Raw genomic sequence first — 25,395 nt, forward strand, 5'->3', positions numbered from 1 at the left:
ATCCGCGCATGAGCGACGCGACCGACATCCACATCGTGCTGGAACAGGAAGGCCCCTACGCCTTCAAGGTGAATTTCGAGGGCACCGCGCTCGAGGCGCTGCACACCGACGAATCCGCGCCGCTGGGCGCCGGTGGCGGTCCCAACCCGTCGGCGATGCTGCTGACCAGCGTCGCCAACTGCCTGAGCGCCAGCCTGCTGTTCGCGCTGCGCAAGTTCAAGAACGAGCCGTCGCCGATCCGTGCCGAGATCGTCGCGCACCGGGTGCGCAACGCCGAAGGGCGCTGGCGCATCCCGCATGCCGACGTGACCATCCGGTTGGCCGACAAGGCCGCCGATCTCGAGCACTTCGACCGCGTGCTGGCGCAGTTCGAGCAGTTCTGCATCGTCACCCAGAGCGTGCGCGAGGGCGTGTCGGTCGACGTGAAGATCGTCGATGCCGACGGCGCGGTGCACGTGCCGGGCGCCGCAGCGGGCTGAACGTCCGCCGGAAGCCCGGTGGACGCAGTGGCGTCCGGGGTTGATGCGCGTGGCGACGGCCACCACCGTCGTCGGCATGCCGGCGACGGCGCCCAACGAACGGAGTCCTCCATGACCGACACGCCCCTGCACATCGCCTGTCCCGCCTGCCACGGCCTCAACCGCGTGCCCGCGGCCCGCCTCGCCGACGGCCCGGTCTGCGGACGCTGCCGGCAGCCGCTGTTCGCGGCGCATCCGCTGGCGCTGGACGCCGTCGCATTCGAGCGCCACGTCGTGCAGTCCGACCTGCCGGTGCTGGTCGATTTCTGGGCGCCGTGGTGCGCGCCCTGCCGCGCGATGGCGCCGCAGTTCGAGGCTGCCGCGCGCACGCTGGAGCCGGCGTTCCGCCTCGCCAAGATCGACACCGAGGCGCAGCCCGACCTCGGTGCGCGCTTCGGCATCCGCAGCATTCCCACGCTCGTCCTGTTCCGCCACGGCCGCGAGCTCGCGCGCCAGTCCGGTGCGATCGGCACCGCCGACATCGTGCGCTGGGCGCGTGCGCATGCCGGCTGATCCCTCGTCCTTCCAGGAGTCGTCCATGTCGCGTCCATCGCTGCGCCTTGCAGGTGTCTTCGTTTCGTCGATGCTGATCGCCGTGCTGGCGGTCGCGTGCACGAGCCGCCACCCGCGGCAGGCGCCCGCCGCGCTGCCCGCGACCGCGCCGTCCGGCCTCGCGCTGCATCATCCGCAGCCGCAGGTCTACACCGCGGGCCAGCCCGCGGCCGGCGACTGGGCGGCACTCGCCGGCGGCGGCGTGCGCACCGTCATCGACCTGCGCACGCCGGGCGAGCTGAAGGATCGCGACGAACGCGCCGAAGTCGAGGCCGCCGGCATGCGCTACCTCGCGCTGCCGATCGCCGGCCACGCGGGCGTCACGCCGGAGAACGCCATGGCCCTGTCCGCGTTGCTCGCCGACACCCGCGGGCCCGTGCTCGTGCACTGCGCCAGCGGCAACCGCGCCGGCGGCCTGCTCGCGCTGGCGCTGGCCGCACGCGGCATGACGCCCGCGGACGCGGTGGACATCGGGCGCAGCGCAGGCATGACCTCGACGGAACCCGGCGTGCGGCAGGCGCTTGGTTTGCCTGCAGCGAACGCCGCGCCCTGATCGACGGATTCGGGGGCGGTTCATCCGGCGACGGCAATCGTTCGCGCACCCGTCCGAATCCCCGTCGCAAGGAGAGCCCGCATGTCCCGTTCCCTCGTCGCCATGCGGACGCTCGGTCTGGGCGGGCTGCTCCTCGCGGCCTGCGGCATCGGTCCGGCAGCGGCCGCGCCCGGCGCCGTCGGCGACCACGTGCCCGTCTCGTTGTTCTGCGGCGATCCCGCCCCCGACTGGAAGGACGCACCGAAACTGGTGGTGCTGATGCCGGCGCACAGCACGTACGGCGGCATGCTCAGGCTCGCCTTCCAGCAGTACTTCCGGTTCGGCAATGCCCTGCCGCCCGGTGCGCACGGGCCGGGCATCCGCACGGTGTTCGTCACGGGCGCGGCTGAACCGTCGGCGCCCCTGTCCGCCGACAGCGACTGCGCGCCCGTCGTCGAGGCGGCCGCGCTTGCCGGCATCGCGCAGGCCACCGGCCGCCCGCTGCCGCTCGCCGACGATGCCGACGCGACCGTGCTGCTGCTCGACGGCAATGACGTCGTGCGCTGGCGCGACGACGGCTACCGGGCCCAGGGCGAGCATCTCAAGCCGCTGGAGGCGGCGGTGAAGGCGCTGCTCGGCACGCCCGACCCGATCGCCGCCGATCCGGGCACGCCGCCGCCGGTCGTCGGCGATCAGGCGCCGGACTTCGCGATCGACACGCCCGCGCCGCGCGGCCTGCCGAGGCCGCCTTCCCGGGCCGCTGCGCCGCGGCTGTCCGACCTGCGCGGCAAGGTCGTGGTCCTCGCGTTCTATCCTGCCGCCTACAGCGGCACGCTGCCGCTGCAGGCCGGTTCGACGGAAGCGAAGATCGAGGCCGCCCGTGCGCGCGAACGCCGGCGGATGATGTCCTGCGCGGTGCAGCTCGACGAGATGGATCGCCTGCTCGCCAAGGACGATCCGCTGCGCGGCGATGTCGTGCGGCTTGCGGTCAGCGCGTCCACGCCCGCGCTGCTCGACGGCTGGCGCCGCGTGCTGGAAACCCGCGACCTGCGTTACGTCAACGATCCCGATTACGCCATCGCCCGCCGTTACGGCAGCTACGACGCGCAGGCCGGCTACGACCTGCGCAAGGTGTTCGTGATCGATCGCGACGGTCGCGTGGCCTACGTCGAATCCGACTACGCCGAGGGCGATGCCGACGCGCTGCATCGCGCGATCGAAGCCGCCGCGGCGCGGCGCTGATCGCGTGAGCGGATCAGAAACGATCGAGCGGCAGCTTGAGGTAGCGCACGCCGTTGGCGTCGGGCTCGGGCAGGCGTCCGGCGCGGATGTTGACCTGCACCGACGGCAGCAGCAGCGCCGGCATCGCCAGCGTCGCGTCGCGCGCGGTGCGCACGGCGATGAAGGCCGCTTCGTCCACGCCGTCGCGCACGTGGATGTTGCCCGCCTTCTCCGCGCCGACCGTGGTCTCGCAGGCGTAGGCGCGGCCGCCGGGCGCGTAGTCGTGGCAGACGAACACGCGGGTGTCGTCGGGCAGCGCGAACAGGCGGTGGATCGAGCGGTACAGCATGCCCGCGTCGCCGCCGGGGAAATCGCAGCGCGCGGTGCCGCCGTCGGGCATGAAGATCGAATCGCCGACGAACAGCGCATCGCCGATGCGATACGCGACGCTGTCGTTGGTGTGGCCCGGCACCGCGATCACCTCGGCGTCGATCGCGCCGACCGCGAAGCGTTCGCCGTCCGCGAACAGATGGTCGAACTGCGAGCCGTCGGTCGCGAAATCCGCGCCGAGATCGAAGATCGGCCGGAACGTCGCTTGCACCTTGCGGATACCTTCGCCGATGGCGAGCGTCGCCGCAGGGAACGCGGACTTCAGCCAGTGGCCCGCGCTGAGATGATCGGCATGCGCGTGGGTTTCGAGGATCCAGCGCACGTCGAGGCCATTCGCCTGCGCGTGATCGACCAGCGTCTGCGCCGAGGTCGTGCCGGTACGCCCGGATTTCGCGTCGAAGTCGAGCACCGGGTCCACGATCGCCGCCTGCTTCGTCGCGTCGTCGGCGACCACGTAGGTCCAGGTGCAGCTGTCGGCGTGGAAGAACGGGGTGACGGTGGGGCGCATGGGCGGCTCCGGTGGCGCGAGTGCCCGATTCTAGCCCGCGGGGCTGTGTCGTCGCCCCGGCATCGGCATAATCCCTCGATGAACGACAAACTCCCTCTGCTGATCGACACCGACCCGGGCGTGGACGACGCGCTCGCCCTGCTGATGGCCTTCGACGCGCCGCGTCACGAGGTCGTCGCGCTGACCATCGCCGCCGGCAACGTTGGCCTCAAGCACACCGTCGCCAACGCGCTGAAGCTCTGCGAAGTCGCCGACGTCGACATTCCCGTGTTCGCCGGCTGCGATGCGCCGCTGCTGCACGCCGCGCCCGATGCCTCGTACGTGCACGGCCGCGACGGCTTCGGCGACATCGGCTACGCGCCGGCCGCGAAACAGGCCGAAGCCGAGCATGCCGCACTCGCGATGATCCGCCTCTCTCACGCGCATGCCGGCCGGCTGGTGGTGTGCATGCTCGGGCCGTTGACCAACCTCGCCGTCGCGCTGAAGCTCGACCCGACGCTGCCGCAGCGCATCGGCCGGATCGTGGTGATGGGCGGCGCGGTGACGGGGCAGGGCAACACCACGCCGACCGCCGAGTTCAACATCGGTTTCGACCCCGAGGCGGCGTGGGTGGTGTTCGAGGCCTTCGCCGCGGCCGGGAAGATCGTCGAGGTGGCCGACTGGGAGGCGGTGATCCGCCATGGTTTCCTGCACACCGACGTCGAGGCCTGGCTGCGCGCCGATCATCCGCGCGCCCGGTTCTACGAGGCGATCTCGCGCAAGACCCGCGAGTGGTCCGCCGGCCTGCGCGGCGAGCGCTGGCACGCCGCGGATGCTCTAGCGATGGCGCTGGTCATCGCGCCGGAAGATGCCGTGACGCTGGAGCGCCGGCCGCTGCGGGTCGAGCTGAACGGGGTGGAGACCCGCGGCGCCACCGTCGTCGACTGGGGCCGCCGCAGCGGCCGGGCCGACAATGCCGAGCTGCTGATGGCCTGCGACCAGGCCGCTTTCGAGGGCCTGATCCGGCGGGCGCTGCGGGCCGGATGAGGCGCGTCGGGCCGGGTTGGGCCGGCGGTCGGGTCCGGACTTGAGCCGGACAGCGGAGCGCCGCTATAATGCCCGGCTTTCCGCCCAACTCCGGTACCCTGCCATGAAGGCCGACATCCATCCCGAATACCGTCAGGTCGTGTTCCAGGACGTGACCTCGGAGTTCAAGATCCTCACCCGCTCGACCCTTGGCAGCAAGGAAACGGTCAAGTGGGATGACGGCAACGAATATCCGCTGATCAAGGTCGACATCTCGTCGGCTTCGCATCCGTTCTACACGGGTCAGCACAAGATCGTGGACACCAGCGGTCGCGTCGACAAGTTCCGCAAGCGCTACGGCAAGTAAGCGTCGCGCAGCGCGGCATCCGCGCGACGGGGTCGGCACCGCCGACCCTACGCTCGCGGCGTGATCCGTACGTTCGAAGTGCACGCATCGACGGCCGCCTACGGGCGGCCGTTTTCGTGTGCGCGCATGGCCGGCGACGCGTCCTCCGACCAAAGTCCGGAGCGGCACATGCGGGACGGTATGCGATAATCGCCTGCTGTCGCGACCGCGGTTGCGGCTTCCTTCCCCCGAACGCGCAGGGACCGTCGCAGCGGCCCTGCGGTTCCAGTTCATCCAACGTTTCCGGGAGTGCGCCGTGTCTCAACAGGATTCCAACATCCCCACCCAGGTGACCGTCGACGTCGACGGCAAGTCCGTCGTGCTGCCGGTGCATGCGCCGACGCTCGGCAACGGCTGCATCGACATCGCGAAGCTGCCGAAGGACACCGGGCTGTTCACCTACGACTCCGGGTTCACCGCCACCGCGTCCTGCCGTTCGGCCATCACCTACATCGACGGCGACGCCGGCGTGCTGCTGTACCGCGGCTACCCGATCGAGCAACTCGCCGAGAAGTCGAGCTTCCTCGAAGTCGCCTACCTGCTGATGAACGGCGAATTGCCGAACGCGAAGGAGTTCTCCGCGTTCGAGCACGAGGTCACGCATCACACGATGATGCACGAGGCCTTCCGCACCTTCCTGTTCGGCTTCCGCCACGACGCCCATCCGATGGCGATGCTGGTCGGCATGCTCGGCTCGATGGCGAGCTTCTACCACAACACCCTGGACCTGGACGACGCCGAGCAGCGCCGCCTCGCCGCGATCCGCCTGATCGCGAAGGTGCCGACCATCGCCGCCGCCTGCCACCGCTATTCGATCGGCTGGCCCAGCCGCTATCCGAAGAACAACCTCGAATACGTCACCCGCTTCCTGCACATGATGAAGGAAGTGCCGAGCGAGCCGCTGGAGCTGAACCCGGTCGCGGCGAAGGCGCTGGACCTGCTCTTCATCCTGCACGCCGACCACGAGCAGAACGCGTCGACCTCGACCGTGCGCCTCGTCGGTTCCACCGGCGCCAATCCGTATGCGTGCGTCGCCGCCGGCGTCGCCGCGCTGTGGGGGCCGGCGCACGGCGGTGCCAACGAAGCCGTGCTGAAGATGCTGGAAGAGATCGGCCGCCCGGACAACGTGCAGTCGGCGGTCGACAAGGCGAAGGACAAGAACTCGGGCTTCCGCCTGATGGGCTTCGGCCACCGCGTCTACAAGAACTTCGACCCGCGCGCCAAGATCATCCGCGAGATGTGCTACAAGGTGCTGAACGAGCTCGGCGTGAACGATCCGCTGCTCGAAGTGGCGATGAAGCTGGAAGAGGCCGCGCTGAAGGACGAGTACTTCGTGCAGCGCAAGCTCTACCCGAACGTCGACTTCTATTCCGGGATCATCTACAAGGCGCTGGGCATCCCGACCGAGATGTTCACGGTGATGTTCGCCATCGCGCGCACCGCCGGCTGGGTGTCGCACTGGCTGGAACAGCAGAACGACCCGGAAGCGAAGATCGGCCGTCCGCGCCAGATCTACACCGGTTATGCCGGTCGCGACTACGTGCCGGCCGACCAGCGCTGAGCATCGCGCATCGCGACGTGTCGACGAAGGCCCCGCACTGCGGGGCCTTCGCTTTTCCAGTGATGGTGATCGCGTCGCGCTTCGTGCGTCAACGCTGCGTGCGATGGCGCGTTGATGGTGCCGGCCCGAAAGGACGGGCCATTCCTCCATCACGCAAGGACAACACATGATCGCGAACGTTTCGTGGGCACGGCGTGCAAGCGCTGCGCTGCTGGGACTGCTTTGCCTGGCCGGTGCCGCGCAGGCGCAGCAGGCCTGCAAGCCGGTGGCGCTGCCGTCGGGTGCGCAGGGGCCCGACCTCTGCTACGGCAAGGAAACCTGGCAGGAGCCGACGCTCCACAATGCCTGGATCAAGCAGAACTTCGATTTCTACCGCGCGCCGTCGACGACGCCGGTGCCGCTGATCATCTGGGCGCATCCCAACGGCATGAGCAAGGCGCTGACGCCCGGAACGCACATGTACGAGGCACTGGTCGTTCCGGCGTTGCGCGCCGGGTATTCGTTCGCATCGATCGAGTTCCGCCATCCGGTGGTCAACGAAGATCTGCCGAACGGTCCCAACGATCCCGGCGTGCCGCACTACGACGTTGCGCGCGCGCTGCAGTTCATCCGTGCCAACGCCGACGCGCTGGGCATCGACAAGCGCAACGTCTTCTTCGTCGGCCAGTCGCGCGGCACGCTGACGATCTGGACGGCGCTGCAGGACGACATGGCGCGACCGAACAGCAACGACCCGGTCGCGCGCGAATCGACCCGCGTCAACGCGGTCTACGGCGTCAAGGCGCAGACGAGCTACGACGGCACGGAATTCGCGAACCTGTTCATCGTCAAGGCCGATCGCCCGGACTTCATCGCCGACTTCAACGCCGAGCACCCGAATCACGCGCAGTTCGGCAGCGCGATCCGCAGCGTCACTGCCGGCGCCGATCCTGATCCGCCGGTGCGGCTGATCTACGACGCGCCAGTGGTGCCGCGTCGGGTCACCTATGCCGAAATGCTGCTGATGGATTCGATCCACTATCCGAACTTCGGGCCCGCACTGTGCCAGGCCTACACGGTGGCCTTCGGCAACAGCGCGCACTGCACCTACGACGCGGATGGGCGCTACAAGGACGATCCGATCGCCGCGTATGCCGGTTACATCGATTTCTTCAACCAGCACCGCATGCCCTGAGTGCGGTGGTGTGCCGGATCCGGTGGTTCGCGCCGGGTCCGACCTCCGGCACATGCGACCCTGCGCGGCTGCGCGCAGGGTCGCGATGTTTCCGGGGAGATCGCCATGGGCATCACCGCAGCACGCCGTCGCAGCCTCGTCCTTTCCGCTCTGTGCCTGCTGGGGGCCGGCGGACCCGCGTCGGTGCAGGGCGACGATGCCGTCGCGCCGGAGCGGATCGCCGATGGTGTGCAGCTGATCGAAGGCCGCTACGTGCCCGGTGCGCAGCCGGACGGCAACAGCGTGCTGTTCTTCGCGCCCGAGGGAGCGGTGGTGTTCGACACCGGCCGCCACGCCGCGCAGGCCGATCGCATCATTGCCGCGCTGGATGCCGACGGTCGACTGCTGGCGGCGATCGTCAACAGTCACTGGCACCTCGACCACATCAGCGGCAACCCGCGCCTGCGCGCGCGCTGGCCGCAGGCGCAGACGTACATGGGCGACGCGCTCGACGGCGCGCTGCAAGGTTTCCTTGCCCGCTACCGGGCGCAGCTCGTGGACATGCGCGGACGCACGACGGATGCGGCGCAGCGTGCGGACCGGGACGACGAAATCGCGCGGATCGATGCCGCCGCGCAGGCGCATCCGACGGTGACGATCACCGCTTCGGGCGAACGCATCGTCGCCGGAAAATCGTTCGTGTTCGGCACGGAGCGGGCGGCGACGCTCGGCGACGTGTGGCTGTACGACCCGGCATCGCGCGTGCTCGCCAGCGGCGATCTGGTCACGCTGCCGGCGCCGTTCTTCGACACCGCCTGTCCGGCGCGCTGGCGCGCGGCGTTCGCGGATCTGGCCGATACCGGCTTCGTGACGCTGGTGCCCGGGCATGGGGCGCCGATGGATCGCGCCGGCTTCGACACCTACCGCCGCGCGTTCAACAACCTGCTCGCCTGTGCGGCGGCGCCGACCCGCGATGCGACCTGCATCGCGGGCTGGAAGCGCGACGCCGCGCCGCTGCTGCGGCCGGGCGACGACGCGGCGGTCGACGGCCTGCTCGGCTACTACCTGTCGACCGGCCTGCGCGGGCGCGCCGCGCAGGCGGATTGCACGGATTGAGTGCAGCGTCGGCTCAGGCCAGCAGCGAGCGCAGCATCCAGGCGTTCTTCTCGTGGATGTTCAGCCGCTGCGTCATGAGGTCGACGGTCGGATCGTCGCCGGCGCCTTCGGCGGTCTTCAACACCTTGCGCGCCGTGCGGCACACGGCTTCGTTGCCCACGACGAGTTGGCGTACCATTTCGCGCCAGTCGGCGGCGCCGACCTCGCTGTCCTCGGCGATCGAGCTGAGCTTCACGAACTCGCCGTACGTGCCCGGCGCGCGGTAGCCGAGGGCGCGGATGCGCTCGGCGACGGCGTCCAGCGCGGTCCATTCCTCGGTGTACTGGCCCTCGAACATCAGGTGCAGGGTGTTGAACATCGGGCCGGTGACGTTCCAGTGGAAGTTGTGGGTCTTCAGGTACAGGGTGTAGCTGTCGGCCAGGAAATGGGAGAGGCCGTCGGCGACCTTCCTGCGGTCGCCGGCCGAGAGACCGATGTCGATCTGTGGCGCGCCGTCGGCGGCGGGCGGGGTCTGCTTGCCGGATTTCCGGGACTTGCTCATGGCGCTCACTCCGTTTCAGGGGACGTGCTCGGGGGACATGTCCGGGGACATGGGGCGCAGCGTACTCCTCGCCGCGCGGGACATGCGCCAGACTAGTGAGACGGCTTCAACAGATGAAGTCGATTGTTCGGATTGAAATGATTCATGTCTTCTATTGATCAGGCCCGACAGACCGCCCTGCGGCAGGGCCGCACCGCCATCGACGGCGCGTTGACCCGCGACCGCGGACGCCTGCACGGGCTGTGGTCGCGCTGGAGCGGCCGCCCGGCCGACGACGCGGCCCGGGACGCCTTCGCGCAGGCGCTGGCGGCCTCGGTCGCGGCGCGCGAGGCCCGCGCGGCGTCGCTGCCGACCGCGGTGGCCGTGGACCCGGCGCTGCCCATCGCCGCCGAGGCCGATCGTCTGGTGGAGCTGATCCGCGCCCATCCGGTGGTGGTGATCGCCGGCGAAACGGGTTCGGGCAAGACCACGCAGTTGCCGAAGCTGTGCCTGGCCGCCGGCCGCGGCGCCGCCGGCATGATCGGCTGCACCCAGCCGCGCCGCATCGCCGCGCGTGCCGTTGCCCGGCGCGTGGCCGAGGAACTGAACGCGCCGCTCGGCGACCTCGTCGGCTACCAGGTGCGTTTCAACGATGCCGTCGGCGAGCGCACCGCGGTGAAGTTCATGACCGACGGCATCCTGCTGGCCGAGATCCAGTCGGACCGCTGGCTGTCGGCCTACGACACGATCATCGTCGACGAGGCGCACGAGCGCAGCCTCAACATCGACTTCCTGCTCGGCTACCTCAAGCAGCTGCTGCAGAAGCGGCGCGACCTGAAGGTCATCGTCACCTCGGCGACGATCGACACCGAGCGCTTCTCGAAGCATTTCAACGACGCGCCGGTCGTCAGCGTGGAAGGCCGCGGTTATCCGGTGGACGTGCGCTGGCGGCCGCTGGGCGGCGAGGGCGATGAAGAAGGCGACGCGGAGGGCGGTCGTTCGGTGCTCGACGGCATCGTCGCCGCCTGCGACGAGATCGCGCGCGGCGGTGGCTTCGGCGACACGCTGATCTTCCTGCCCGGCGAGCGCGAGATCCGCGACGCGCACCAGACGCTGGAGAAGCGCAAGTACCGCCACACCGAAGTGCTGCCGCTGTACGCGCGATTGTCGGCGCGCGACCAGGACCGCGTGTTCAACCCCGGCCCGCAGCGGCGCATCGTGCTGGCGACCAACGTCGCCGAGACCTCGCTGACGGTGCCGCGCATCCACTACGTCGTCGATCCCGGCCTCGCGCGCGTGAAGCGCTACAGCCCGCGGCAGAAACTCGATCGCCTGCACATCGAACCGATCTCGCAGGCCAGCGCCGACCAGCGCAAGGGCCGCTGCGGGCGCATCGCGCCGGGCACGTGTTTCCGCCTGTACTCCGAAGCAGAATTCCTCGCCCGCGATGCCTACACCGATCCGGAGATCCGCCGCGCCGCGCTTGCCGGCGTGATCCTGCGCATGCTGTCGCTGGGCCTCGGCCGCATCGAGGATTTCCCGTTCCTCGAACCGCCGGACCCGCGCGCGATCGCCGACGGCTGGCAGCAGTTGTCGGAACTCGGCGCGATCGACACCGAGCGCAAGCTCACCGCGATCGGCCGCACGATGGCGCGGTTGCCGGTGGATGTGAAGCTGGCGCGCATGCTGATCGCCGCGCACAAGCACGGCTGCCTGCGCGAGATGCTGGTGATCGCGAGTTTCCTCGGCATCCAGGACCCGCGCGAACGCCCGGCCGACCAGCGCGGCACCGCCGACGCCGCGCATGCGCAGTTCGCCGATCCGAAGTCGGAGTTCATCGGCATCCTCAAGCTGTGGGAGGCGTATCGCGTCGCCCACGAGGACATGACGCAGTCGCAGCTGCGCAAGTGGGCGGACAAGCAGTTCCTCGGCTTCCTGCGCCTGCGTGAATGGCGCGAACTGCACCGGCAATTGAAATTGCAGTGCGATGAGCTCGATTGGGGCGATGGTGCGGTGGGCCGTGATGCCCGCAATCCACGTGCTCCTGGTAGAGCGGGCTTCAGCCCGCTTGAACGTGACGTTGAAAAGCAGCGGCCTGAAGGCCGCTCTACCGAACCCGTGGCGATGGCGGATGCGCTTGCCGGTGGAGACGACGCCACCGCCGTCGACTACGCGAAGCTGCATCGCGCGCTGATCGCCGGCCTGCCGACGCAGCTCGGCAACCGCAGCGAGCGCGGGCTCTACGACGGCCCGCGTGGGCGCAAGTTCACGCTGTTCCCGGGTTCGCCGCTGGCGAAGAAGCCACCGCCGTGGGTGCTGTCGGCGACACTGCTCGACACCGAGAAGGTCTGGTCGATCACCAACGCCGCGATCGAGCCGGAATGGGCGATCGACGAACTGCCGCACCTGCTCGCGCGCCGCCATCACGATCCGCACTGGGCGCGCTCGCAGGGCCGCGTGGTCGGCAGCGAGCAGATCAGCCTGTTCGGGCTGGTGCTGGCGCCGAAGAAGCCGGTGCACTACGGCGCGCTGTTCCCCGAGGAATCACGGACGATCTTCGCCCGCGACGCGCTGGTGACCGGCGAGATCAACACCCGCAGCGCGTTCCTCGCGCGCAACCTCGCGACGCTGGCGAAGGCGAAGGAAGAGGAAGCCAAGCAGCGTCGCGCCGGGCTCGTCGTCGACGAGGATTGGCAGGCGCAGTGGTATCTCGATCGCCTGCCGCCGCAGGTGCACAACGCGCAGGCACTGGACGCGTGGTACGCGAAGCTGCCGGCAGCCGAGAAGGCGAAGCTGGAGTGGTCGTTCGACGACCTGATGGTCGGTGGTGCCAGCGATGCCGAACGCTTCCCGAAGGTGCTGCCGCTGGGCGACGCGCGCCTCGCGGTGTCGTACCGCTTCGAGCCCGGCGCGCCCGACGACGGCATGACCGTCGCGGTGCCGCTGCATCTGCTCAACGCGCTCGATCCGGCGCGGCTGTCGTGGCTGGCGCCGGGCTTCGTGCAGGACAAGGCGGCGGCGCTGATCAAGTCGCTGCCGAAGACGCTGCGCCGCAACTTCGTGCCGGCGCCGGATTTCGCGCGCGCCTTTGCCGAAGCGTTCCCGCAGCCGGATGCCGATAGTTTCGAGGGCGCGCTCGCGCGCTTCCTGAAGAAGCTCGGCGGCGTCGAACTCTCCGCGCTCGATTTCGACGTCGCGTCGATCGACGCGCACCTGCGCGCCAACCTGCGCCTGCTCGACGCGCCGGGCAATCGCGGCGACGCGCGCCACGTGCTCGCCGAATCGCGCGATCTCGACGACCTGCGCGCACGCTTCGGCAAACGCGCGGCCGACGCGTTCTCGGCGCGTGCGGCCGAAGGCCTGGCGCAGCGCGGGCTGACGACGTTTCCGGCGACGTCGATTCCCGCATCGGTGCCCGGCGCCGGCGGCGTGCCGGCGTATCCGGCGCTGCACGACGACGGCGACAGCGTGTCGCTGGCGGTGCATGCCGACCGGCGCGAGGCCGAGATGCATCATCCGCGCGGCGTGCGCCGGCTGCTGCGGCTCGCGCTCGCGGAACGCATGAAGCAGGCGCGCCGGCAGTTGCCGGTGCAGCCGAAGATCGCGCTGCTCTATGCGGCGATCGAGTCGCAGGCGCCGCGGCGCGACGGCCTGAAGGACAGCGATCGCCTGCGCGAGGATCTGGTCGAGGGTGCGTTCGCCGCGCTCGCCGCCGAGGGACTCGATGCGATCCGCGATCCCGACGCGTTCGCGCGCCGCGCGGACGCCGCCGGCAAGGCGCTGTTCGGCGAAGCGATGGATCGGCTGAAGCAGGCCGAGGTCATCCTCGCGCGCATCGCCGAGGTGCGCGCCGCGCTCGATTCGAAGCTGATGGGCTGGGCGCGCGCCAACCTCGACGATCTGCAGGCGCAACTCGCGGGGCTGGCGGCGCCGGGCTTCCTGCGCGACACGCCGGCGGACGCGCTGGCCGAATATCCGCGCTGGCTGAAGGCGATGGCCCTGCGCGCGGAACGCGCGCTGCGCGATCCCGTGCGCGACCAGGCGCGCATGCTCGAACTCAAGCCGTTCGCGGACGCGCTTGCGGATGCACGCGACCGCGGCGTCGACGTGCAGCCGGGCTGGCAGGTGCTGCGCTGGGAACTCGAGGAGTTCCGGGTCTCGCTGTTCGCGCAGGAACTGGGCGCGAAGGGCGGGGTGTCGGCGAAGAAACTGGCGACGCGGCTGGCGCAATTGCGCTGAACGTCGCGTCTTGCGGTGCGGGCCGTTGCTAGGCTGCCGCTGTCGCCCGCGTCGTGCCGTCGCGCGCGGGTGGCGGCGTCGCGGCATCGCCGCTGTCGGCGCCGGACCACGGCGGCTTCCGGACAAAAAGGACATGCCATGCACAAGACCCTGCTCACCGGCGCCGCCGCCGTCGTATTCGCCGCGGCGATGGGCGCCAGCGGCACTGCCGCCGCCTACCCGATGTATCCGACCACGCCCTGCACGTCGGCGAACGACGGCGAGATCACCACCGTCGACACCTGGCGGCTGCCGGACGGCATCACCCAGCGCATCTACCAGTGCGATGCCGGCAACTGGGTGCTGATCGGCTACTGCGACGCCATGGGCTGTCTCTACCTCTGATCCGTTCGATCGCGGACGCGACGCCCTCGGCGAACGTCGGGGGCGTCGCATGGCGGAGAGGCCGCGGCCGGCGGGCGCAACTGCGGCGGACGTCGCGTCTCGCGCGACGGCCGATTGCTAGTCTGCGATCGTCGCCCGTGCCGTGCCGTCGCGCCCGGGCGGCGATGCCGCACGCATGTCGTGCTGCCGGCATCGGATCCCTCGGCGGTTTCCACACGAAAGGACATGTCATGCACAAGACTCTGCTCACCGCGGTCGCCATCACCCTGTTCGCCGCGGCGATGGGCACCCCGGGTCGCGCCGCCGCCGCTCTTCCGTCGGGCCCGACCACGCCGTGCACCGAGGAAAACCAGGGCGAGATCACGACGGTCGATTACTGGAATCCGCGCACCGGTTACTGGGCGCGCATGTACCAGTGCGATTCCGGCAGCTGGCAGCTGGTCGGCTACTGCGACCAGAATGGCTGCATCTACTACTGATCGCCCGTCCTGCATCGCACGCTCGAACAAAACGAACCCCGGCGCAAGCCGGGGTTCGTCGTGCTGCGGACGCTGCGACGCTGCGCTCGCGATGCGGCGTCGATCGTCTCCGGCGCGTCGATGATGCCCGCTTCGTCCTGCGGCAAGGCCCCTGCGCCGGGCGTCCGGTGCATTTGTGCCGAATGTCGCGTCCCGCACCGCGCAGGTTGGCTAGGCTGCCGCTGTCGCCTGCGTCGTGCCGCCGCGCGCGGGCGGCGGCGTCGCGGCATCGCCGCTGCCGACGTCGGACCCGCGGCGGCTTCCGGACAAAGGACATGTCATGCACAAGACTCTGCTCACCGGCTTCGCCGCCACCCTGTTCGCCGCGGCCATGAGCTTCGGCGGCCACGCCGCTGCCGCGGACGAACCCACCGCACCCTGCACCGACGAGAACCAGGGCATGACCGTCAGGATCGTTTACCGGTTCCCGGCCAGCGAATATTGGGCGAAGTTGTATGAGTGCAATGCCGGCATGTGGTGGTGGGTCGGCGACTGCGACTGGAACGGCTGCGTCTACTACTGATCGCCCGTTCCGCATCGCGTGTGCAAAAAAGACGAACCCCGGCGCAGGCCGGGGTTCGTGTGTTGCGGAACGATGCGGCGCGACGCTTACGGCGTGGCGTTGATCGTCTTCTGGGCGTTGATGATGCCGGTGCCGATCGGCTGCGGCGGGGCGACGCCGAAGGCCTTGATGTTGGCCTTGACGATGCTTTCGCAGGTTGCCGGCAGGCAGTCGGCGCTGGGCTTGGAATGCATCATCGCGACCAGGCCGGCCACGTGCGGCGACGCCATCGAGGTGCCGTTGTAGTACACGTAGGCGTCCGCGCCCGGCACGGTGGTGCCGGCGTTCAGCGTCGAGGCGATCTGCACGCCCGGGGCCGAGACGTCGACGCCCGCGCCGTAGTTCGAGAACGAGGCCTTGGCGCCCGCGGAGTCGGTCGCGCCGACCACGATCAGGCCCGCGCCGGTGCAGCCGGCCGGGGTGAAGCCCGACACGTTGAGGTTGCTGTTGCCGGCGGCCACGACGACCGTGGTGCCGCGGCTCAGCGCGCCGTTGATGGCGACCTGCATCGCGGACGTCGAGGTGCAGACGCTCTGGCCGCCGAGGCTCATGTTGATGACGCTGGCCTTGTTGGCGCCCACGGCCGGGACACCGGCGACGGTGCCGCCCGAAGCCCAGGTGATCGCGTCGGCGATGTCGGCGAGCGTGCCGCCGCAACGGCCGAGCGCGCGCACCGCCAGCACCTTCGCCTGGTGGGCCATGCCGGCCACGCCGGCGGCGTTGTTGGTCACGGCGGCGACCGTGCCGGCCACGTGCGTGCCGTGCCAGCTGGAGTTGCTGGCCGGCGAGCCGGCGTAGCACTGGTTGGCGACGGTCCAGTCGCCCGGATCCAGCGCGCTGGCATCGCGGCCGTCACCGTCGTTGCCGGTGGCGGCGTTCGAGATGAAGTCGTAGCCGTTGATGATGTTCGCGGCCAGGTCGACGTGCGGGCGGTAGCCGGTGTCGATGACGGCGACGATCTTGCCGGCGCCGCGGAAGCCGGTGTCCCACGCCAGGTTGGCGTTGCTGCCGCCGACGCCGTTCTGGAAGCCGTACTGCAGGCTGTAGTAGGTGTCGTTCGGGGTCAGCGTGGGCTGCAGCATGATGTTCGGTTCGACGTACACCACGTCCGGATCGGCCGCGATGTTGCGCATCAGGGTCTCGGCCTCGACGCGATCGAGCTTGCGGCCCGTGCGGACGAGGTCGGCGCCGGTGCCCAGGGTGCGCTCGAAGCGGACCGACGTCGCCTTGGCGCGACCGAAGGCGCGGTTGGCGGCGGTGCCGACGCGGTTGACCATCTGGGTCTTGTCGCGCTTGGCGACGCTGCCGTCGCGATAGGTGACGATGAAGCCGTCGACCGGGCCGTTGGCGGCCAGGCCGGAGGCGTCGAAGCGGTTGGCGGCGAAGGCGGAAGCCGACAGCAGCGTGCCGCAGACGGCGGCCGAGAGGGCCAGGCGGCGAAGGGTCTTCTGTTGGATGGACATACTCGTTAACTCTCCATGTGCTTGAGTGATGGTGTCCGCGCGTGGCAGCCGTGCCGGCTTCACTCTCCCTTGATGCGGTAGGGGCTACTGCGCGAAGGGCGCTTCTGCGCCCGCGGCGAGAATCGTTTGCGTGACAGGGCTTGTCAAACCCGGTGACCACGATGTCCGTCGAGTTTCGTGACATGCGTTCTCCGATCTCACGATTTCTTCACGGCTGTCGGACGAACGGTCGGCGAACGGGGGGACGAACGGCGCGGGCTTGCGTCGCGACACGCGTTTCCCGATGCTGGCGGCGACTTCGCGCGCATCGTGCGCGCCCACGCATGCTCGCGTACGCCTGCGTATGCGCGGCCGAGCGTCGCAGCTGAAGGAGGCGTCATGCAGGAAGCTGGCGGCATCCACCGCGACGACAAGGTCGCGACGACGGACCGCGACGCACCGATCACCGGCCTGCTGCAGGCCTGGCGTGAGGGTGATGCCGCCGCCGCGCACGCGTTGATCACACATGTCTATCAGCGCCTGCATCGCATCGCGGAAGGCGCACTGCGCGGAGAGCGCGCCGACCACACCTTGCGCGCGACCGCACTGATCCACGAAGCCTTCCTGCGGCTGTCCGGCGGCGCGGTGCCGGGCTGGCGCGATCGCGTGCATTTCTTCGCGCTGGCCGCGCGCACGATGCGACGCATCCTCGTCGACCACGCCCGCGCGCGCAGCGCCGAGCGTCGCGGCGGGCGCGACGCGCATGTGGTCGCGCTGGACGATGCCGCCGCGACCCTCGCCGCGATCGAAGGCGATCCACTGGAACTGCTGGCGCTCGATCGCGCGCTCGAAGCGCTGGCGCGCCGCGATGCGCGCAAGGCGCGCGTGGTGGAACTGCGCTGTTTCCTCGGGCTGTCGGTGGCGGAAGTGGCCGAATTGCTGGGCGTTTCGGCGCCGACGGTCGTGCTCGACCTGCGGCTCGCCCGCGCGTGGCTGGCGAAGCGCCTGGAACGTGCGCCGGAGTCGGTCGATGACTGAATCCGCGGATGCGGCGCGCTTCCGCCGGATCGCGCGGTCGTTCGAAGGCGCGCTCGCGCGCCCGCGCGACGAGCGCGAGGCGTGGCTGGTCGCGAACGAACCCGATGCCGTGCTGCGCGAGGAAGTGCGCGATCTGCTCGCCACCGACGCGCGCGCCGATGGTGCGATCGAACGCACGCTGGAAGCCGCGGCGAAGGAGGCCGTGCGTGCGCACGGCAGTCTGCATGCATTCGGCGACGACACGATCGATGGCTGGCATCTGGAGCGTCGCCTCGGCGAAGGCGGCATGGGCGCGGTGCATCTGGCGCGTCCGGCGAGGGGCGATGGCCCGCCGGTCGCGATCAAGTTGCTGCGCGATGGCGTGGATGCCGCCTTGCTGGCCGATCGTTTCGAGACCGAGCGCCGGATCCTCGCCACGCTGTCGCATCCGGGCATCGCGCGTCTGCTCGGCGCAGGGCGCAGCCGCGACGGTCGTCCGTACCTGGTGCTGGAGTACGTCGAAGGCGAGCCGATCGACGCATACTGCGCGCGTGCACGACTGGACGTGCGCGAGCGCGTGGCGCTGGTGGCGCGCGTCTGCGAAGCGGTGCACGACGCGCATCGCAACCTGGTCGTGCATCGCGACCTCAAGCCCGGCAACGTGCTGGTGACCGCGGACGGCGCGCCGAAACTGCTGGATTTCGGCATCGCCAAGCTGCTCGGCGACGACGTCGGCGCGGTCGCGGCCATCGGCACCGTCACCCGGCTCGGCTGGATGACGCCGGCCTATGCCAGCCCGGAGCAGATCCTCGGCGAACCCGCGCGCCCGGCCAGCGACGTGCACGCGCTGGGCGTGCTGCTGCACGAATTGCTCGTCGGCGTGTCCCCGCACGGCGAGGAGGCCGCCTCGAATCCGGCGAAGCTCGCGCAGGCGATCGTCGAGCGCACGCCGATGCGCGCCAGCGCGCGCGTGCTGGCGGACGCGGCGACGCCCGCCGCGCAGGCGCGTGCGGCGCAGCGGCGCACCGTGCCGGCAGCGCTGGCGCGCACGCTGTCGGGCGATCTCGATCGCATCCTGGAAAAGACGCTGGAGAAGGCGCCGGATCGCCGCTACGACTCCGCCGGTGCGCTGGGCGACGATCTCGATCGCTGGCTGCGCGGCTTGCCGGTGTCGGCGCGGCCGGCCACGTTCCGCTATCGCGCAGGCAAGTTCCTGCGACGGCACCGGCTGGCGGCGGCGCTGGTCGCGATGCTGCTGGTCGGCGCAATCGGTTTCGTGGCGACGGTGCTGGTGCTGCTGGCGCAGGCGCGCGTGGAGCGCGATCGCGCCGAACGCACGACCGCGCTGCTGACGGATCTGTTCGAAGTCGCCGAACCCGGGCCGGATGCCGGACGCAGCATCACCGCGCAGGCGCTGCTGGATCGCGGCGCCGAGCGCGCCGCCGTGCGCCTGGAGGGCGACCCCGATGCGCATGCGCGCTTCCTCGCCACGCTGGGACGGCTGTATGCGCAGCTCGGTCTGTACGATCGCGCCGCGGCCAGCGTGGACCGCGCGCTGCGATTGCGGCATGCGCTCGACGACGGTCCCACGCCGACGTCGGCCGACCTGCTCGACCAGCTCGCGCGCATCCGCGCCGCGGCCGGCGAGTTCCGTGCCGCGGAACCGCTGTTCCGGCAGGCGCTGGTGCAGCGCCGTGCGTTGCTGCCGCGCGACGACCCGCGGATCTCCGACAGCGTCAACAACCTCGCGCTGGTGCTGCACGACCTCGGCCGCTACGCGCAGGCCGAGCCGCTGTATCGCGAACTGGTCGAGGCGCGCGACGGCGACAACGACCGCGGCGCGGTCACGCGCGGGAACCTCGCGCTGCTGTACGCCGATCTCGGTCGCCTGGAGGAAAGCGAAACGCTGTACCGCGACGTGCTCGCGACCCGGCTGGAGGTCTTCGGCGCGGACAGCGAGGACGTGGCCGATGTCTGCGACGACCTCGGCAATGTCGAAGTCCTCCGCGGCGAGATCGTGCAGGGACGGGCCGACATCCTGCGCGGCCTCGCGCTGCGGCGCCGGCTGCTGGGCGAGGATCACCGCGACGTGGCCCGCAGCCTCGAACACCTGGCGACGGCCGAACAGGCGCTCGGCGACCCGGCGCTGGCCGAGCGGCTGGCACGGCAGGCGCTGGCGATGCGGGTGCGCCTGCTGGGGCCGGAGCACGCGGAGACCGCCGGCAGCCATCTCGCGCTGGGGCTGATCCTGCTGGAGCGTCATGCGCTGGACGATGCCGGCGTGCAACTGCATCGCGCGCAGGCGCTGCATGCGGCGTCGCTGGGCGGCGACCATCCGTTGCAGGGCCCGCCGCTGCATGCGCTCGCGCGCTGGGCGCTGGCGACGGGCGATTGCGTTGCCGCGAGCGACTACGCGCGGCGTGCGCTCGCGCGGCTGCCGGCGCGGGATCGGCGACGGCCGGAACTCGAACGCGCGATCGCGGGCTGCGCGCGCTGAGTGCACGCGCCCCCGCACGTGTCGGCGTGCGGGGGCGGTGCGATGCGTGTCGCGAGGTTCAGGGGCCGGTTCCGCCGCCCGGGGCGGGGAAGTCGGTGATCTCCCATTCGCGGATCGGATCGCCGGCCGTCGTGATGCCGATCACCGTGCCCGTGGTGACTTCCACGCGGCCGCTGTCGTTCTCGTTGCCGCTGGGCGTGGGAACCAGGACCAGCGCGCCTGCGCCGTCGTTGTACGCGAACGACGTTGCGCCGAACGGCAGGCCGGTGAACGGCTGCGGCGCGTAGTTCGTGCGGTCGGTGCCCGCGAAGTTGTAGTAGCGGTACCAGTAGTTGCCGACGTTGGCGCTGCTGTTGTTGGCGAAGGTCTTGTAGCCCGGCCACCACCAGCTCGACACGCGGTCGAAGGGCGCCACCTTGCTGGTCAGCGCCACGCCCGAGCGCACCACCGGAATGCCCTTGCCGGGCTCCAGTCCGTTCGCGCCGGCGAGTTCCTCGCCGTAGGCTTTCTCGAAGTGGGGCGAACCGCCGACGCGCGTGACTTCACGCGCCGACCAGCCGACCAGGCCGGGCAGGCAGGCGCGGATGTCGGCCCAGCCGTCGAAGCTCGGCGACGCCGGGAAGCCCGGCGTGCCCTTGCCCAGCCGCAAGGTCTGCCCCGGAGGCAGCGAGGTCACGACATTCGTGCCCGTCACGGTGCCATTGCGATCGCGATAGGTCACGGTGACCGGGCCGATGTTGCTGACCGAGGCGTTGAGCACGCCGATCGTGGTGTCGAGCTGCGGGATCGCGGTCGTGCCGTCCTGCTGGGTCACTTCCGCGCTGGTGACGTTGGTCGACGGGCTGTTCGCCATCATGGCGCTGGCCATGCGGAACTTGCGGCCGAGGCTCATCGCCGGGTTGGCCGGCGAGCCGCCAGCGAAGAAGTCGGCGAGATACAGATCGCCGATCACGCTGGCATTGCTGGAGCCGACGAATGCCCAGCCGTTGTCGTCGAAGGCGCCGCCGCCGGAGAGGTACAGCGCTTCGGCGGCGTTCCACAGGCTCATGTCGATGAACAGGCCGTTGCCGGGCACCGTGGCGGTGACGGTGGGGAAGGTCAGGCCGCCGCTGGTGCCCTTGTACGACGTGATCTGGGTCGGGGCCGAATCGATGTTGCGGACGCAGTAGAACGGCAGGTTGCCGTTGAGGAAGTCGGAGGTGGAACTGTTCGAGATCGGCATCGGCCCGGCGTACAGCGTCTTCATGCCGTCCTGGCGCGCCTGCAACTGCTGCATCGAGCCTTCGCCCGGCGGTGTGCCCGCGCCGGGGTCGTGGTCGGTGATCAGCGAGCCGCCGATGTAGACGCCGTCGAGGTAGTGCAGCGATGCGCCGACGATGGGCAGGTCGGACTTGATCCGCGCCGACCCGACGCCGCGTGCGGCGGCCTGCAGCTCCTTCACGCCCTTGCTCCAGCTGCCGTTCGCGGCGATCGTCATCGCGATCGGGCTCAGCGGCGCCGGCAACGCGGTGCCATTGCGGTCGTACAGCTCGATCGAGACGTGGGCGGCCGCCGTCGGGCTCGGATTGTTGACCACCAGCGCGCTGCGGAAGTGGCCCAGTTGCCGGGCGATGTCAGGGTCGGTGGGGTCGTAGAACAGGCAGGCCGCGAACTTCTCCTGCGCGGCGTAGCCCTGGAGATTGGTCGAGGAGTGGGTCCAGAGGTAGTCGAGGTGGGTGCCGTTGTCGCTGTAGTTGAAGTTGGGTCGCGAGAGCGGCCCGGACGGGATCGGCGATGCGGTGGCGACGCACAGCGGCAGCGGGGCGGTGGCGGCCTGGGCGCAGAGCGCGCCCGTGGCCAGGACCAGGGCGGCCATGCCGAGGAAGGTATGCATGGGGAACTCCTTTCCGTTGATGGAAGTGGGATCGGCGCTGGCGCGGTCGAGACCGTGCCGGCGTCGCCCGACGGCCGCGGGGGCGGGCCGTCATTCCGGTAAGCGGGGAAAGGCGGGGCGGGAGATAAACGGATTTCGGCAGCCGGGTGTCAGCATCGCGCGGCCGACAGTGTGCTACGGTCGGCGCAGGGGGAGATCGGCAGGACGCCGTCGACTGCCGGACGCGGGCGCCGCATGCCGACCGCGCGACCCCGGCGGCATTCCAGGAAGGAGAACCACCATGCTCCGCACGATGATGACCGGATGGCTGTTCGCGCTGCTGGCCGGCGCGATGGGATCGGCCGACGCCCAGTCGATGAATTGGCCGCAGCCCCGGATCGCCTGCACCGAAGCCAACGCCTGGCAGACCTACGACGTGCAGTACTTCACCCGGTACCAGCAGCTCCAGATCACCTATGTCTGCGATCCCGACTATGGCTGGACCGTGTCCGTGGTCTGCGACCTGCAGCCGGGCGGGATCTGCACCGCCTACTGAGCGTGTATCGCGACGATCGCCGCAAACGACGACGCCCGGCACGGGCCGGGCGTCGTCGGGATGGTCGCGCGGGCCGTCGCGGTCACTTCACCCGTTCGACCTTCGCGCGGGTGTTGTAGCCCTTCACCGCGAGGTACCAGCTGTTGCCGATCCTGCTCGGGTTGATCCGCACCTCGGGGTTCTCCATCCGCGCGCCGACGAGGCTGGCCTCGTCGGTCTGGCGCCAGACCTGGCCGTTGTCGAGCGTGTATTCGCGGCCCCGGCCGAAGCCGCGGAACGCCCCGGCGATGTGCGCGACGATCGGCTCGTCCGAGCCGAAGTGGAAGAAGCCGCGGTTCTCGTCCTCGACCTTGTCCTTGGCTTCGGTCGCGGCCTCGGTGGCGACGGTCTCGATCTTGCGGCCCAGCCACTGGTTGAGCTTCGCCAGTTCCTCGGGCGAGAGCTTGCCAAGGCCCGCGGCGCGGAATTCCTCGGGCGACATCTCGCGCTCGATCGGTTGCGCCTGGCGGGCGAAGGCGGCCGTCGGCGCCAGCACGGCGGCGAGGAGGGCGACGGACAGGAACGTGCGGAGCATCGACATGACGGGCCTCTGGGGATTTCGCTGGCGACGGGACCGGTCTAGTGTAGGCGGACCCCACCTCGCTTGAACACGCGCGTGTCCGCCGTCGCCGAACTCCCGCCCGCCCTGCTGTCGCTGCCGCCGGTGGCGTCGTTGCCCGCGCCGCTGCGGCAGGCGTTGGCGCAGGCTGCCGGGCCGGAGCCGGTCGCGCCGATCGCGCCGGCCGTGCTCGCGCGGCTGGAGGACACGCTGGCCTCGCTGGCGCTGCTGAACGCCGACGGCGAGGCGGTGCTGGCGACGATCCTGCACGAACTGCCCGACTGGGAGGCGCGGCTCGCGCCGCGGCTGGCGAAGGAGTGGCCGGGCGTCGCCACGCTGCTGGAAGGCCAGCGCGCCGCGGCGCAAGTGTGGACGCTGCACGCCGCCGACGCCGGCGGCCGCAACGCCGAGGGCCTGCGCCGGCTGCTGCTGGTGATGGTGAAGGACCTGCGCGTGGTGCCGATCCTGCTGGCGCGGCAGCTGGCCTGCCTGCGCGCCGCCGGCACGCTTCCCGAGGCCGAACGCCGCGCGCTGGCGCAGCTCACCCGCGACATCCACGCGCCGCTCGCGAACCGGCTGGGTATCTGGCAGCTGAAGTGGGAGCTCGAAGACCTCGCGCTGCGCCATCTCGAACCCGAGACCTACAAGCGCATCGCGCGCTGGCTCGACGAGAAGCGCGGCGATCGCGAGCGCTACATCGAGACCGTGAAGCGCCAGCTCGGCGACGCGCTGAAGGCGCAGGGCGTGGACGCCGAAGTCGCCGGCCGGCCCAAGCACATCACCAGCATCTGGAAGAAGATGCAGAAGAAGGGCCTGTCGATCGACGGCCTGTACGACCTGCGCGCGGTGCGGGTGATGGTGAAGGACCTGCCCGCCTGCTACGCCGCGCTGGGCGTGGTGCACGCGCTGTGGACGCCGATCCCCAGCGAGTTCGACGACTACATCGCGCGGCCCAAGGCCAACGACTACCGCTCGCTGCACACCGCCGTGATCGGGCCCGAGGGCAAGACCCTGGAGGTGCAGATCCGCACCCACGAGATGCACGCGCAGGCGGAACTCGGCGTTGCCGCGCACTGGCGCTACAAGGAAGGCCGCAGCGCGCCCGCCGACGCCGGTCTGGATCGCAAGATCGAATGGATGCGCCGGCTGCTCGACGCCGGCCGCGACGGCGGCGAGGCCGAGGGCCTGTCCGCCGCGTTCGACAGCGAACTGATCGAGGACCGCATCTACACGCTCACGCCGCAGGGCGACGTCATCGACCTGCCCGCCGGCGCCACGCCGCTGGATTTCGCGTACCACGTGCACACGATGGTCGGCCACCGCTGCCGCGGCGCGAAGGTCGACGGTCGCATCGTGCCGCTGGACTACCAGCTGCGCAGCGGCGAGCGCGTGGAGATCCTCACCGCCAAGACCGCCGAGCCGCGCCGCGACTGGCTGGTGGCGGCGAACGGCTTCCTCGCCAGTGGGCGCTCGCGCGACAAGGTGCGCGCGTGGTTCCACAAGCTCGACCGCGCGCGCAACGTGCAGGCCGGCAAGGAACTGCTGGAAAAGGAACTGCGCCGGCTGTCGCTGCTGCAGGCCGACCTCGCGCCGATGCTGGCGAAGTTCAACGCGCCCACGCTCGACGACCTGTACGTGCTGGTGGCGCTGGGCGACCTCGGTCCGCACCAGGTCGGCCGCGCGCTGCTCGATCACGAGCGCGCCGCGCAGGCGCCCGCGACCGAGCCGGTCGAACTGGCGCCGCGCCCGCCGACGAAGCCGCGCAGCAGCACCGGCAGCTCCGCGTTCACGGTGGTCGGCGTCGACAACCTGCTGGTGCAGATCGCGCGCTGCTGCCAGCCGCTGCCGGGCGAGCCCATCGCCGGCTTCCTCACCCGCGGCCGCGGCGTGACCGTGCATCGCGCCGACTGCGCCTCGTTCCTCAGCCTCTCGGCCAGCCAGCCACAGCGCGTGCTGGCGGTGGAGTGGGGCCGCAGCGGCGGCGGGCACACGGCGTCGGTCGCGGTGGAAGCCGTGGACCGGCGCTGGCTGCTGAAGGACCTCAGCAACCTCATCGCGCAGGACGATGCCCACGTGCTGTCGATCCACAGCGACCGCCTCGAAGGCAACCGCGTGCGCCTGCGCCTGCAGCTGCGCGTGCGTGACCACGACCAGCTCAGCCGCCTGCTGGGCCGCATCGACAGCCTGGCGGGCGTGGAGACCGTGCGCCGGATCTGAGCGCAGGCGCTGTCCACTGGCGGTCGCGACG

Annotated in this window: 22 protein-coding genes; 17 read left to right on the top strand and 5 right to left on the bottom strand. The window is 70.4% G+C overall.

Going from position 1 to position 25,395, the window contains the following annotated elements:
• The first annotated feature begins 8 nt into the window (after nt 1-8).
• From ACT53Q_RS15545 to ACT53Q_RS15560, 4 genes are all read left to right on the top strand, one after another.
• Nucleotides 9-479: an OsmC family protein gene (locus tag ACT53Q_RS15545; RefSeq protein WP_476187568.1), complete on the top strand. Its 471-nt coding sequence runs from the start codon at nt 9-11 to the stop codon at nt 477-479.
• A gap of 111 nt (nt 480-590) precedes the next feature.
• Entirely contained in the window at nt 591-1,031 is a 441-nt protein-coding gene (gene trxC, locus ACT53Q_RS15550) for a thioredoxin TrxC (protein WP_476187569.1), read from the top strand.
• Between the two features lie 25 nt (nt 1,032-1,056).
• A complete protein-coding gene (locus ACT53Q_RS15555) occupies nt 1,057-1,623 on the top strand; it encodes a protein tyrosine phosphatase family protein (protein ID WP_476187570.1) in 567 nt (188 codons plus the stop codon).
• Nucleotides 1,624-1,704: 81 nt separating this feature from the next.
• Complete coding sequence (locus ACT53Q_RS15560) at nt 1,705-2,844, top strand: redoxin domain-containing protein (RefSeq protein ID WP_476187571.1); 1,140 nt, start codon at nt 1,705-1,707, stop codon at nt 2,842-2,844.
• Between the two features lie 13 nt (nt 2,845-2,857).
• Here the strand turns inward: ACT53Q_RS15560 and ACT53Q_RS15565 are convergent, their stop codons facing one another.
• Complete coding sequence (locus tag ACT53Q_RS15565; RefSeq protein ID WP_476187572.1) at nt 2,858-3,721, bottom strand: MBL fold metallo-hydrolase; 864 nt, start codon at nt 3,719-3,721, stop codon at nt 2,858-2,860.
• Nucleotides 3,722-3,799: 78 nt separating this feature from the next.
• Here ACT53Q_RS15565 and ACT53Q_RS15570 point away from each other — a divergent pair, with 78 nt between their 5' ends.
• From ACT53Q_RS15570 to ACT53Q_RS15590, 5 genes are all read left to right on the top strand, one after another.
• Nucleotides 3,800-4,747: a nucleoside hydrolase gene (locus tag ACT53Q_RS15570; RefSeq protein WP_476187573.1), complete on the top strand. Its 948-nt coding sequence runs from the start codon at nt 3,800-3,802 to the stop codon at nt 4,745-4,747.
• A 103-nt stretch (nt 4,748-4,850) separates the two neighbouring features.
• Nucleotides 4,851-5,093 (top strand): type B 50S ribosomal protein L31, encoded by a 243-nt coding sequence (locus ACT53Q_RS15575; protein ID WP_476187574.1) that lies wholly within the window; start codon nt 4,851-4,853, stop codon nt 5,091-5,093.
• A gap of 316 nt (nt 5,094-5,409) precedes the next feature.
• On the top strand, nt 5,410-6,693 hold the full coding sequence (locus ACT53Q_RS15580; RefSeq protein WP_476187797.1) for a citrate synthase: 1,284 nt from the start codon (nt 5,410-5,412) through the stop codon (nt 6,691-6,693).
• Nucleotides 6,694-6,859: 166 nt separating this feature from the next.
• Nucleotides 6,860-7,867, top strand: coding sequence for an alpha/beta hydrolase (locus tag ACT53Q_RS15585; protein WP_476187575.1), 1,008 nt, complete (start codon nt 6,860-6,862; stop codon nt 7,865-7,867).
• Between the two features lie 105 nt (nt 7,868-7,972).
• Nucleotides 7,973-8,962, top strand: a complete 990-nt coding sequence (locus tag ACT53Q_RS15590) for an MBL fold metallo-hydrolase (protein WP_476187576.1) — start codon at nt 7,973-7,975, stop codon at nt 8,960-8,962.
• A gap of 13 nt (nt 8,963-8,975) precedes the next feature.
• Here ACT53Q_RS15590 and ACT53Q_RS15595 read toward each other — a convergent pair whose 3' ends face one another.
• Nucleotides 8,976-9,503 carry a Dps family protein gene (locus ACT53Q_RS15595; protein ID WP_476187577.1) on the bottom strand — a complete coding sequence of 176 codons (528 nt, stop codon included), beginning with the start codon at nt 9,501-9,503 and terminating at the stop codon, nt 8,976-8,978.
• A 144-nt stretch (nt 9,504-9,647) separates the two neighbouring features.
• Between ACT53Q_RS15595 and hrpA the strand changes: the two genes are divergently transcribed.
• From hrpA to ACT53Q_RS15615, 4 genes are all read left to right on the top strand, one after another.
• Nucleotides 9,648-13,721 carry an ATP-dependent RNA helicase HrpA gene (gene hrpA, locus ACT53Q_RS15600; RefSeq protein WP_476187578.1) on the top strand — a complete coding sequence of 1,358 codons (4,074 nt, stop codon included), beginning with the start codon at nt 9,648-9,650 and terminating at the stop codon, nt 13,719-13,721.
• A 138-nt stretch (nt 13,722-13,859) separates the two neighbouring features.
• Nucleotides 13,860-14,105 carry a hypothetical protein gene (locus tag ACT53Q_RS15605; protein ID WP_476187579.1) on the top strand — a complete coding sequence of 82 codons (246 nt, stop codon included), beginning with the start codon at nt 13,860-13,862 and terminating at the stop codon, nt 14,103-14,105.
• A gap of 230 nt (nt 14,106-14,335) precedes the next feature.
• A complete protein-coding gene (locus ACT53Q_RS15610; protein ID WP_476187580.1) occupies nt 14,336-14,584 on the top strand; it encodes a hypothetical protein in 249 nt (82 codons plus the stop codon).
• A 319-nt stretch (nt 14,585-14,903) separates the two neighbouring features.
• Nucleotides 14,904-15,146, top strand: a complete 243-nt coding sequence (locus ACT53Q_RS15615) for a hypothetical protein (RefSeq protein WP_476187581.1) — start codon at nt 14,904-14,906, stop codon at nt 15,144-15,146.
• 86 nt (nt 15,147-15,232) lie between these two features.
• Here the strand turns inward: ACT53Q_RS15615 and ACT53Q_RS15620 are convergent, their stop codons facing one another.
• Complete coding sequence (locus tag ACT53Q_RS15620; RefSeq protein WP_476187582.1) at nt 15,233-16,648, bottom strand: S8 family peptidase; 1,416 nt, start codon at nt 16,646-16,648, stop codon at nt 15,233-15,235.
• A gap of 378 nt (nt 16,649-17,026) precedes the next feature.
• Between ACT53Q_RS15620 and ACT53Q_RS15625 the strand changes: the two genes are divergently transcribed.
• Together ACT53Q_RS15625 and ACT53Q_RS15630 are read left to right on the top strand one after the other, a co-directional pair.
• Nucleotides 17,027-17,665: an ECF-type sigma factor gene (locus tag ACT53Q_RS15625; protein WP_476187583.1), complete on the top strand. Its 639-nt coding sequence runs from the start codon at nt 17,027-17,029 to the stop codon at nt 17,663-17,665.
• Entirely contained in the window at nt 17,658-20,141 is a 2,484-nt protein-coding gene (locus ACT53Q_RS15630; protein WP_476187584.1) for a serine/threonine-protein kinase, read from the top strand. Before ACT53Q_RS15625 ends, ACT53Q_RS15630 begins: the two co-directional genes overlap by 8 nt.
• 58 nt (nt 20,142-20,199) lie before the next feature.
• Here the strand turns inward: ACT53Q_RS15630 and ACT53Q_RS15635 are convergent, their stop codons facing one another.
• The gene (locus ACT53Q_RS15635) at nt 20,200-22,014 is read right to left on the bottom strand and encodes a hypothetical protein (RefSeq protein ID WP_476187585.1); all 1,815 of its coding nucleotides are present in this window, start codon (nt 22,012-22,014) and stop codon (nt 20,200-20,202) included.
• 280 nt (nt 22,015-22,294) lie between these two features.
• Here ACT53Q_RS15635 and ACT53Q_RS15640 point away from each other — a divergent pair, with 280 nt between their 5' ends.
• Nucleotides 22,295-22,549 (top strand): hypothetical protein, encoded by a 255-nt coding sequence (locus ACT53Q_RS15640; protein ID WP_476187586.1) that lies wholly within the window; start codon nt 22,295-22,297, stop codon nt 22,547-22,549.
• A gap of 82 nt (nt 22,550-22,631) precedes the next feature.
• Here ACT53Q_RS15640 and ACT53Q_RS15645 read toward each other — a convergent pair whose 3' ends face one another.
• Nucleotides 22,632-23,129, bottom strand: a complete 498-nt coding sequence (locus tag ACT53Q_RS15645; protein ID WP_476187587.1) for a hypothetical protein — start codon at nt 23,127-23,129, stop codon at nt 22,632-22,634.
• Nucleotides 23,130-23,204: 75 nt separating this feature from the next.
• Between ACT53Q_RS15645 and ACT53Q_RS15650 the strand changes: the two genes are divergently transcribed.
• Complete coding sequence (locus tag ACT53Q_RS15650; protein WP_476187588.1) at nt 23,205-25,364, top strand: RelA/SpoT family protein; 2,160 nt, start codon at nt 23,205-23,207, stop codon at nt 25,362-25,364.
• Nucleotides 25,365-25,395: the final 31 nt, after the last annotated feature.

The sequence above is a fragment of the Lysobacter sp. DMC97 genome (assembly GCF_056313745.1).